This is a genomic window from Roseibacillus persicicus (genome assembly GCF_014651675.1).
In the GTDB taxonomy this organism is placed as follows: Bacteria; Verrucomicrobiota; Verrucomicrobiia; order Verrucomicrobiales; family Akkermansiaceae; genus Roseibacillus; species Roseibacillus persicicus.
In genome coordinates this window covers 248,600-258,152 of sequence record NZ_BMXI01000007.1, presented here as the reverse complement: position 1 = coordinate 258,152, position 9,553 = coordinate 248,600, and the positions used below count along the sequence as shown (strand labels likewise).

At 54.3% G+C, this 9,553-nt stretch carries 5 protein-coding genes; all 5 read right to left on the bottom strand.

Annotated features, from left to right (window positions below):
• Nucleotides 1-90: 90 nt before the first annotated feature.
• On the bottom strand, nucleotides 91-1,266 hold the full coding sequence (locus IE099_RS10045; RefSeq protein ID WP_189569787.1) for a hypothetical protein: 1,176 nt from the start codon (nucleotides 1,264-1,266) through the stop codon (nucleotides 91-93).
• Nucleotides 1,267-1,323: 57 nt separating this feature from the next.
• Nucleotides 1,324-5,262, bottom strand: a complete 3,939-nt coding sequence (locus IE099_RS10040) for an autotransporter outer membrane beta-barrel domain-containing protein (protein WP_189569786.1) — start codon at nucleotides 5,260-5,262, stop codon at nucleotides 1,324-1,326.
• A 226-nt stretch (nucleotides 5,263-5,488) separates the two neighbouring features.
• On the bottom strand, nucleotides 5,489-6,589 hold the full coding sequence (locus IE099_RS10035; protein WP_229809472.1) for a 3-keto-disaccharide hydrolase: 1,101 nt from the start codon (nucleotides 6,587-6,589) through the stop codon (nucleotides 5,489-5,491).
• A gap of 183 nt (nucleotides 6,590-6,772) precedes the next feature.
• Nucleotides 6,773-8,590, bottom strand: a complete 1,818-nt coding sequence (locus IE099_RS10030; protein ID WP_229809471.1) for an endo-1,4-beta-xylanase — start codon at nucleotides 8,588-8,590, stop codon at nucleotides 6,773-6,775.
• Between the two features lie 165 nt (nucleotides 8,591-8,755).
• Nucleotides 8,756-9,532: a PEP-CTERM sorting domain-containing protein gene (locus IE099_RS10025; RefSeq protein WP_189569784.1), complete on the bottom strand. Its 777-nt coding sequence runs from the start codon at nucleotides 9,530-9,532 to the stop codon at nucleotides 8,756-8,758.
• Nucleotides 9,533-9,553: the final 21 nt, after the last annotated feature.

Sequence of the window (9,553 nt, the reverse complement as noted above, 5' to 3'; positions counted from 1 at the left end):
CTCAATATGGATACGGGAACAGTGAAGAGTCTTCCAAAAAAACGTTTCCAAGCACTGATGAACCAAAGCTACCGTGAACGTATTCTTTCCCTAGCTTGATCGCCCTGCGATGCGACCCGCTGGTGGCTGAATGAGCGAACTGCTTCGACGGAACTCCAGTTGACGCCAACGCCCGCGTGCCCAAGCCGTCCCTCCTTCTTCCGGAATTTCTCCGTTGGTATCCGCGTTGGACTCAATCCCAATCGTGGCCCCTGCGGGTATGGAAACCCCAGTCCATGTGTGGGTCTGCGGCTGTAAGTCGAGCGGCGATTCCGGCGGATCGTAGACAAAGGGATTGGTATAGCTTCGGATCCGCTGCCCATTGACAAGAAGGTGATACTCCGACTCCCCATCCTCCTCCGTCATAGTGGTAATGGTCACATCATAAGTTCCCGCCAAGCCGCCAAAGGTCCTCGTGGCCCGCGCAAACCCCGTGCGATTGGCCACGATATTGGCCGCGATGGCGAGAGCGTCATTGCCATTGTCGCGATAGTAAGGGACATCACCACCCGCGATGTCGGTAAAATCATCCGTGGCGTCGTAAACAAAGCTCTCTCCTCCCGCACCTGTCTCTGATTCGGGAGTGTTCAAATTTTGCGCCAGCGACTGCGCAGTATCGACATGGCGCAGAACAATGCGATTTACCCTAAAAAACTTTGAGCGACCAGACATGACGAGCTTGTATGTCTCGCCAGCCTTGAAGTCATAAACAGCGACCCGCTTGTTCTGGTGACCGCCTGGGTCGAGATTTCCTGCTCCACCCGAAGAATTCTGCCCATTCTCCCACTTCCATGAATCCGTGGCACCCCCGAAGTACTTGGTATCGTTCGATAGCAGCGCGAAGGAAGCATTGTCACCATGGCCATCGTGAGGCCCTGGTCCCGCAGTGTAATCTCCTTCAACCCGGATGTACGCGTCATTGGCCACGTCCGTACGGCCATCATGAGTTTCTTTCGCACAGTGGAGATGCAGGTAGTAGAGCCCTCCTTGATGAACCCTAAAGTGGTATTCCAAGGGAGAAGTCGCGGGGCCCGTCTCAAAAGTATTTCCCAGAAACCGCAGATAACCATCCCCACTGAAGTTAGCGAGGGAGCTCTCTTCCTGCCACAAACCCAAAGGCGAAGAAGTATTCTCCGCTTCCATCACGACCAAGCCGCCGCTTTCCTGATAGATCTGAGCCAGACAATTGGTTGCAGCCAAGATGAGAGTGAAAAAAATTCGTTTCATGTCAAAAGTTTAAAAGTTGTCGCGCGGACCAAAGGATTGAGACCATGTCCACAAAGTCTACGGGAGCTCTACTCGCAAGCGCACAAAGCGCCGGTCACTACCAGCAGGCACGGAAGCCAATCGGTTCTCCACTTCGCTTGTTCCGGGATACATCGAGTTGAGAACATCCGCCACACCAGCGGTGCTCCAGGAACCGGGTAAAAGGGTATCACTCCATTCCACCACGAAGACCATTCCGTCTTCCACCGCTTCGACACTACGTGGATAGCTGAAATCTAGAATCGGCAAGTCACCAGTCAGCTCAAAGACTGCCAAAGTATTTCCGTTAGGGTTCTGTCCCGTAGCAAACTCCAACAAATTACTCTCTCCATCTCCATTGGCATCGAACTCATCAGCCCCCACTCCCATATTCGTCGTGCTGCCGAAGTAGAACAAACGCCATAGACCCAAAGCCGTAGTAGGACCGTCTGTAACCGTGATTGACCCATTCCCGCTAAAGACCGCATTTGCACTCAACACATTCAATTCCTCCACGGTGTAGACCCCAGCCGGAAGGGATTCCTCTCCCAAGAAGAGCTCAACAACCGTCCAATCGTTCGACCCCACCACCACCTCGGTTCCACTCGCATCCGCGATCGTCAGATTCTCAGTCGATGCCCAATCGCCCACAATTTCCACTTTACCCCCCACCTTTACCTCGATCGCTCCAGCCCCCACTGCTCCCGCACTTGCAAAGAGCAAATGGCTTCCACTCTCCACTTCCCAATCCCCCGCAAAGGTATTGCCAGCATTAGTCATCGTCACAGTCGTCAGACCTGACCCCGTATTTTCCCGCACCTGAATCCGGCCCGTCCCCGACACCAGAGACTGCACCGTCAAACTACGAGAAATAGCATTGCCTCCGGCGTTCCCAAAGGTCGTCAAACGCGTGTAGCCCGAGTTCATCAGCATGCCATCCAGCACGTTGGCCAGGTCGCTCCCAGTCCCCGCCGTCACTTCGGCGAATCCTCCCGCCGAATAACTGTTTCCCCCATTTAGAATCAGGCGCTCAACAGTCGTCACTTCCCCATCAAGGTCTTTTGCACGAATCTGAAATCTCCCTCCCGCTTCAACCGTGAGTGAGTAGCCGGGAAAGATGGAACTCCCGGTTTCGCCCCGTAGATTTCCCGAGCCCGGCACCACATAATTCGCTCCCGCATGAGCGGGTAGCGAGTCCGACCAGGAACTCGCGTCTGTCCCCTCTACCGGACCACCCAAATCAATCAATGTAATATCTGGGATGAAGACGTTGGCAGTGGTGAGATAGCTAATCTGTGGTCGAATACTCTCATCCCCCTCCGCAATCGCGCCGTCCACACTGGTGACCAGATATCGTGAACTGCTTCCTGTTTGCGCGGCATCGGTGCTCAAGCGTAGGAAGACATACTTTCCCGCTCCCGCTCCACCCGCATACTGCTCATTCAGATAAGCGCTCAGATTGGAATCCCCGCTGACATCCGTGCTTCGCAACCCAACCGCGCTCCCCCCCGCTGGAATCATATCCATCTGCAACAGAGTCGCATCGGTCGTATCCACTTCCGGGGTCGCGGACCAAAAATCACTGGCAAGCACCGTGCTCGCAGCCCGACTGCCCAATCCATAAACAGCCAGATTTCCCACTGGGCTGTTTTGGGTAACCTCATGATTGATCGTGAACGAGGCCGTGTAGAACGGATTCGTCACCGCCCCGAGTTCAGGCAACTGAAACGGAAAGACCATACAGCGCTCATTGTCACTCGTCGTTCCTCCCGACAACCTCACCCATCCCACATTGGTCACGGAAGAACTCAGCACATCGGCATCACTCTCCGAACCAAACAAAGAACCAAAAATTGTAAGAGTGAAACTCGCCTCAACCATTTCCGAGCCATTGCCCGCTTGCACTGTAATCCTCGTCTGCCCATCCAGCCCTGACGATGGGGTCATCGTTAAGGTCCGGTTCACTCCCGTCCCACCAAAAACCAAGCCCGACTGCCCCACCAAATCCGGGTTGGAGGAAGCCGCAGAAAGGGAAAAGGCTGTTCCCAGATTATTCACGGTGAAGGGTATGACGAGGGGCTCACTTCCGCTTTGGCTCACATCCGTCAAGCCCTCGATACCCGCCCCCGAAGCCACGGTATAGACGATGCGCGGACGCATATCCTGACCTCCGGCCAAGGAGCCCCCTTCCGACATCGTCAAAATAGCCCGATTGATGCCATCTTTGGGCTCGCTCGTGTTGAGACGCAAAAAGACATACTCCCCAATCCCTGCCCCCGAGGCATATTGCGTGTTGAGATAATCTAACAGAGCCGCTTCCCCCTCGCCCGAAGTCGCCACTGCGCCAAGCGGCGTCCCGTTGGTCAATATCCCCGTCTGCAGGCGGATGGCATCGGTGCCATCACTCGTGGTTGTTTGCCCGTAGTAATCACTCCCCAGCACTATGGGCGAAGGACGCCGTCCCAAACCATAAAGGTCATTGTTCTTGAGGATCCCATCCTTGGACTCGTAGTTGAACGAAAAGGATGCGCTCTCAAAGGGACTCGTGTCGGGACCCAAATCCGGTAGCTGAAAAACATAGATGCAACACCGATCGACAAATGGGCTGTTTCCCCCTGCACCCAGTTGGTTGGTATTCTCCGTTCGCGAGAGCACCCCGCCATCATCTTTCACATTGGCGTCCGCACCATCACTCAAGAGCACTCCTCCGATTGTCACGGAAAAACTGGTCTCACTGAACCACATCCCGTCGCTCACCCGAACCGTAATCTCGGCATTCCCACTCTGATTTGCCGCCGGCACAATCGATAAGGTCCGATTCGCTCCCGAACCACCCAACACCAAACCCGAGTTCGGAATCACGGTCTCGTTGGAAGAAATTGCCGTTACCGTTAACGCCATCACCGCCGTATCGGTATCCGCCACCGTCACGGCCAAACTCGGAATCGTCGCCCCCACCGTGGTCACTTGGTCCGCAATCGCCTCTACTGTTGGCGGCGCGGTACGCACCGTGCTATCCGCATCTGCAACTGTTGGCACAGCAGCCAGTCGTCCTTCAAAGAGAGGACGCTGCTCAATCAAAGACAGGGCAATACTTGTCAGAGTGTTGGTATAGGCAGCACCATTCGAAACCGTTTCCGGGATATAGGAATAATTGTCATTATAAGTCACCGGTAAAAAGATAAGCCGATCACTGCGCATTCCATCCTCTCCATAACCAATCTCGCCCCCTAACATCTGCGCCACCCGGCGCGTCCCTTCGTATTGATTGAGAGGATCCCCCGGCAGGGCGCGGGGAATCTGCAGCGCGATTCTCTTGTTGGCAGTCGCTGGATTGGTCCAAAACCAATTGAAGAAGGTGATTTGATTATTCGTATTGTTCAACAGAGCCGTCGAACTGGCCTCGATCTCGACCAAATCCACCACCGGGTTGGCTGCGAACTGCTGGGCGCGTGCGCCGTTGTTGCGCACATTCCACATCAACTCCACATCGGAATGCCCGTTATCATCCAACCAATCCCGCAGATACTGCACCTCGGTCTCAGTCCATTCGTAAAGATACTCCGTCCCCTGATAGCTCCCCCGCTCATCATAAAACATCAGGATAGACAAATCGTAGTTGAAGCTGTTCTCGAAACTAAAGATATCCTCCAAGCGTTCACGGATAGACGGGAACGCCAACTCATCGACATTGACTGGGTTTCTCGAAGCTGTGGAGCGCGCAAACTCGGTCATGGTGTTTCTCGCATTGGGAAAGCTCGCAAAAATCGACCGATACTCATTGTTCGAGGCCGGGTCGGTATCGTGAGGCGCCCGATTGACATTGAACCCCTCAATCTGCCCCGCCATCAAATCCCAATCCTCCGGCGTATTCGCCATCTCACTGGTCGCCAGGTGCGTGCCTATCCAAACTTCATAGCCAGAAAGCGGAGCAAGCCCGAGAGTTGCGACAAGAACACAATTTAAGAATGGTTTCATATGAAAAAGCAGAAGCGAGGTGCACTTCTAGCAATCAGAACGATCAACTCCTAGGAATGGTAGCGACTTTTCTGTCCCTTTTTTCCGTGACACGCCCCAGAAACCAGCAGCTGCTATTCAGCCAAAATGATGGTGAACCTCACCCGTGAGGCCGCAGCCCTCACAACCATTCCTCCCCCAAAAAAGCCAAGAAACCTAACAAGACAACTAGAACCAAACAGAGATCTTACTCAGTTCCGGCTGGCAACTTCCACAATGTCGGCTCAGCCCAATAGGCATTTTCTCCGCCTTCAAAAGAAACCGTGGCCCCCCTCTGGACAGGAACCTCTAACAGTTGCCAGGTAGGACTGACTCTTTTTTCGGAAAAGACCGTCTCTCCGTCCACTTTCAGGGTGAAGACCTCCTCTGCTCCACCGCCGAACCAGACGCGTAAGTGCGTAAACTCTGAGGCTGGGAGTTCAAGTCCACGGGAACCCTGAAAGCCTTTCCGCTTCACCTCATCCCACTCGATCTCATCCTCAGCCAGCTCTTTCACTAGCTCGCCCCGCTTGGGAGAGACCCAGTCCTTGGGAAGACGCTGCTGTGGCTTCACCAAAGTGGCGCCGCCTGGAATCTCCTGCTTCACGAGCGGAATTTCGGCTGGCAGGCGCTTCAACCAGAGGTCCCGATACTGCACCTTCATAGCTGGCCCCACGTGCACCTGCACTCCCAACAAGCCCTCCAATGCACGACCGGCAACGTCATCATCAATCGCATCCGCAGTCAGATGGCCGTCTATCCAATGTTGATGATGATTTCCTCGCACCAGAACGCGGTAGTCCCGCCACACCTCAGCGGGAAATTCCTTCACCTCCATCCGACCCACGACCCACGACATGCCGAAACGATCCACAACCACCCGCTCTCCGGTTCGGCCCAGAATACGCCTCCCTTGTTCTTCATAAAACATCCCGTTCATTCCCACAACCTTGGGCAGCACATCAGCCTGATAACCTGACATCACCCACTCACCGAGTTCCGGCCGCATGCGCGACCGGTATTGCAACCCACTGTTTCCCCCATTGCTCACCCACACTTTGGCCCGCAACTCGAAGTTCTTGACCCTTCCTTCCCATGTCAAAAACCGATTCCGTTTCAAGGACCCATCCACTTCTCCAACGATACAGCCTTCCACTACTGACCAATGCTCAGGGTTCCCACTCCAGCCCGACAGATCTTTTCCATTGAACAAACTCACGAACCCCTCCGGCGTCTCCTCACCACCAACCATCGTTAGACCAAACGCCGTCAGTAGCAGACCACCCAAACTGTTTCGCAAATTCCTCATCACAGCTTCCAACGTCAGCCTCCCAGACCGTCTTTCGGGAGAATTCTTCTCCATCTCAGATTTCATTGCAGGAGGCGCTTACTACGAAACAGGCCAAGTTTGTTAAACCCAACCATTGCTCCAACTTTGTCTTGTAAGGGTCGCACCTTTCGCGGTCGACCAAAGCCATTTTAGCCAGCGGCCCTAGTTCAACTCAATTTCCAGCGAGGCTCCCTCTTTGACTAGCTTTGCCTGTTGAGTAATCGACTGACCATCATGCTCAACCGTCACTTCATAGTCCCCCAAGAAGCCACTCAATTGGCAACGTCCGTCCTCTCCGGTTTTCACCGCTTCGTCCGTCCACCACTGCTTCTTTACCAAATCAATGAAGACTTCCCCGGCAGGCTTGAGGCTCCAGTCCGCATTCCAAAGGGCTGCCTGAGGCTTCCAATGCGCATTCTCCCAAAAGCCCCATTGCACGATTGCAACGAAGTTCGGATGGCTGAAACTCGCAATGAGAACATCCCGGAAGTAGTCTGCCTGCAACTGCTCATCGTCACCCGCTTCCACATCCAGTTCGCTCAACTGGAGCTTGGGAGCCACGGCCGCGAAGTCATCGTAGACTTCTAACAAATCCTCAGGCGGCGTTAGCGAAGTCAGTCCAAAGTGGGCCATGAAGCCGACCCGATCCGGGGCCTGACCCTGTTCGTTCATGGCCCGGATGACTCGTAGGTAAGGCTCCCGCTTGTAGCCGTCGGGCAGCACTTTTCCTTCGTTAATCGCATGGGTAGCTTGTGGCGCCAAGCGACGGGCTTCGGCCATGATCTCGCCAAAGATCTCAGTCCCGCCATACTCCTTTTCGTAAGTATGCTTCCCCCACGCAACGATATGATTGATGGTGTCCCACTCGGTGACGTAGCTGTTCGTCTTGGGCAAAATATCACTCATATGATTCCAAAGCCACTCGCGATGCCCCTCCGGGTTTCCCACGAATTCCTTCTCCAAAGCGTTGTAATCCATCGCCCCCCAAGCAAGGTAATGTCCCCGAATCTCGAATCCCTGCTCCTGTAGCCAAGGCACCGCCCCCTCGGTTAGCACCCGATAACGCTGCTGCCAACGTGCATTCTCTCCTTGTTGTAATTTCCAAACATGGGGCCGAAGCTCACTCTCGAAAGTGACCGAGTTGAAGTACTTCTTTAGCACCTTCCGGTATTGCTGGGCGTCCTCCCATGTGACGGGATACTCCTTTCCCGCCTTCTTATTCATGAAAGGAAAGTCCTTCTCCTCAGCCCCGACAATCTGGGCATTGACCGCGTTCCCGAACCCAAAGGCGTGCCGCTGCATGCTGACCTGAACCTTCGCATCAGGAACGGGCTGACCATTTGCGTCCACCACCTTGATCGCAAGTTCTCCTTTTCGAATTCGTTCAATCCGCGCGAGAGCCTCCTTTCGCCACGGAGCATCAACCTCTCGTCCGCGGTAGGTAACAGCTGATTCCGGAAGCCTCGCGAGATCATAATCGGGGCCGTAGTTGAGAAGCTGCACCCCTGCCACCTCGATAGCCGGTCCGGCCTTGGCCAAGTGGATGCTCAGACTACTCTTCCCTACCACATAGGAGGCAGGCGCCTTAAAAGCCCGCACATGTTGCTGCCACTCGCGATAGCCCGAAAAGTCGAACTGGAAGCGCGGCTGATCCTGCCTGCCTTGAAGAAAAACCGTAGCGGGACCGGGCTCACCTCCAGAACTTGGTCGCCGAATCCAAAACGAAAGCAGCAGGACATCACCCCGCTGCACCGCTCTCTCAAGAGGAACAATCAGCTGAACCTGATTCGTCAGCTTGGCGGTCTTCGGAATATCCATCCGATAGACCTTGGAAAACGGCATCTCCGCAATGGGCTTCCAACTGCTCTCGCCCTCGATGTCTTTCTTCAACAAACGAGTGCCTTCACCTTGGAAAAAAAGAGAAGCCTGCCCTCCCTCTGGGGCCACGATCTCTGTCGCTCCAAACAGTGAGCTAGCCACGGAGAAAAAACCAACGAGACCAAAAAGCTGAAAGAGAATAAATTTTACAGAACAGAAACGATGAGGAGGAAAATCGAAGTTCAAAATAGGTAAGGTAGAAAAATTCGAGGGCCGCGCCTCCCGGCGGGACCCTCGGTAAAAATGAGAATAGATGCCAGCTTCTCACTAACGACGACGACGAAGCAGCGCGAGTCCACTCAATCCAAGAAGTGCGATAGAAGAGGGCTCGGGAATTGGAATAAAATCTCCAGAGACAGCCACGTTATCAAGAAACAGATGATGGCCACCCGAGCTGTCGCCTACTCCGTTGGAGAAAGCCAGTTGGAAGATAGCCGTTCCTCCTGCCTCGAGAATCGAATCAGCCAGTCCAGTGAGGTCAATGTCGAGATCATCGTGCTGATTGTGACCACTCAAAGAACCGCCAAGGTGGGTGATATCATTAGTGCTGTTATCATTCTGGGGATTGCCCTCGGAACTGGCGACAGTTCCAACGGTGATGTCGCTGCCAGCCAACACGTTTACGGCATAGGTCCGGGCCGCTTTGGGGCGGAAGGCGAGAGCGTCGAAGTGAAAGGAGTCCAAATCGATGTCCAATCCGCTACCATTCACGATCGTGATGGTGATTTGCCCGTCTGTCTTAGCGTTGGTCAAGGTGAAGTTGGCGCTTCCGACATCACTCACGGTGCTAGATGGCGTTCCAAGACCGGTGGTTCCCCAAGTGCCGTCGTCAGAGGAGCCACGACCGGTGCCATCGCTATTGCTCCAATCTCCACCGGTGGCCGAGGCTGTTGCTGTAGCAGTGATCCCCGCTGCTGCCGTGGGAGTTGGAGCAGTCGTGCTCGCCCACGTGTCGATGCCAGCAATGAGCACTGCAGCCGGAGAGGACAGTGAAGTTGCAGCAAAACAGGCTGCTAGACCTGGTATAAATTTAGTTTTCTTCATGGTTTTTAAATTTCTTTGAAA

What these genes read in the sequence shown, in the direction of transcription:
- IE099_RS10025 (WP_189569784.1), bottom strand. Translation starts at nt 9,532, where the DNA reads ATGAAGAAAACTAAATTTATACCAGGTCTAGCAGCCTGTTTTGCTGCA.
- IE099_RS10045 (WP_189569787.1), bottom strand. Translation starts at nt 1,266, where the DNA reads ATGAAACGAATTTTTTTCACTCTCATCTTGGCTGCAACCAATTGTCTG.
- IE099_RS10035 (WP_229809472.1), bottom strand. Translation starts at nt 6,589, where the DNA reads ATGAGGAATTTGCGAAACAGTTTGGGTGGTCTGCTACTGACGGCGTTT.
- IE099_RS10040 (WP_189569786.1), bottom strand. Translation starts at nt 5,262, where the DNA reads ATGAAACCATTCTTAAATTGTGTTCTTGTCGCAACTCTCGGGCTTGCT.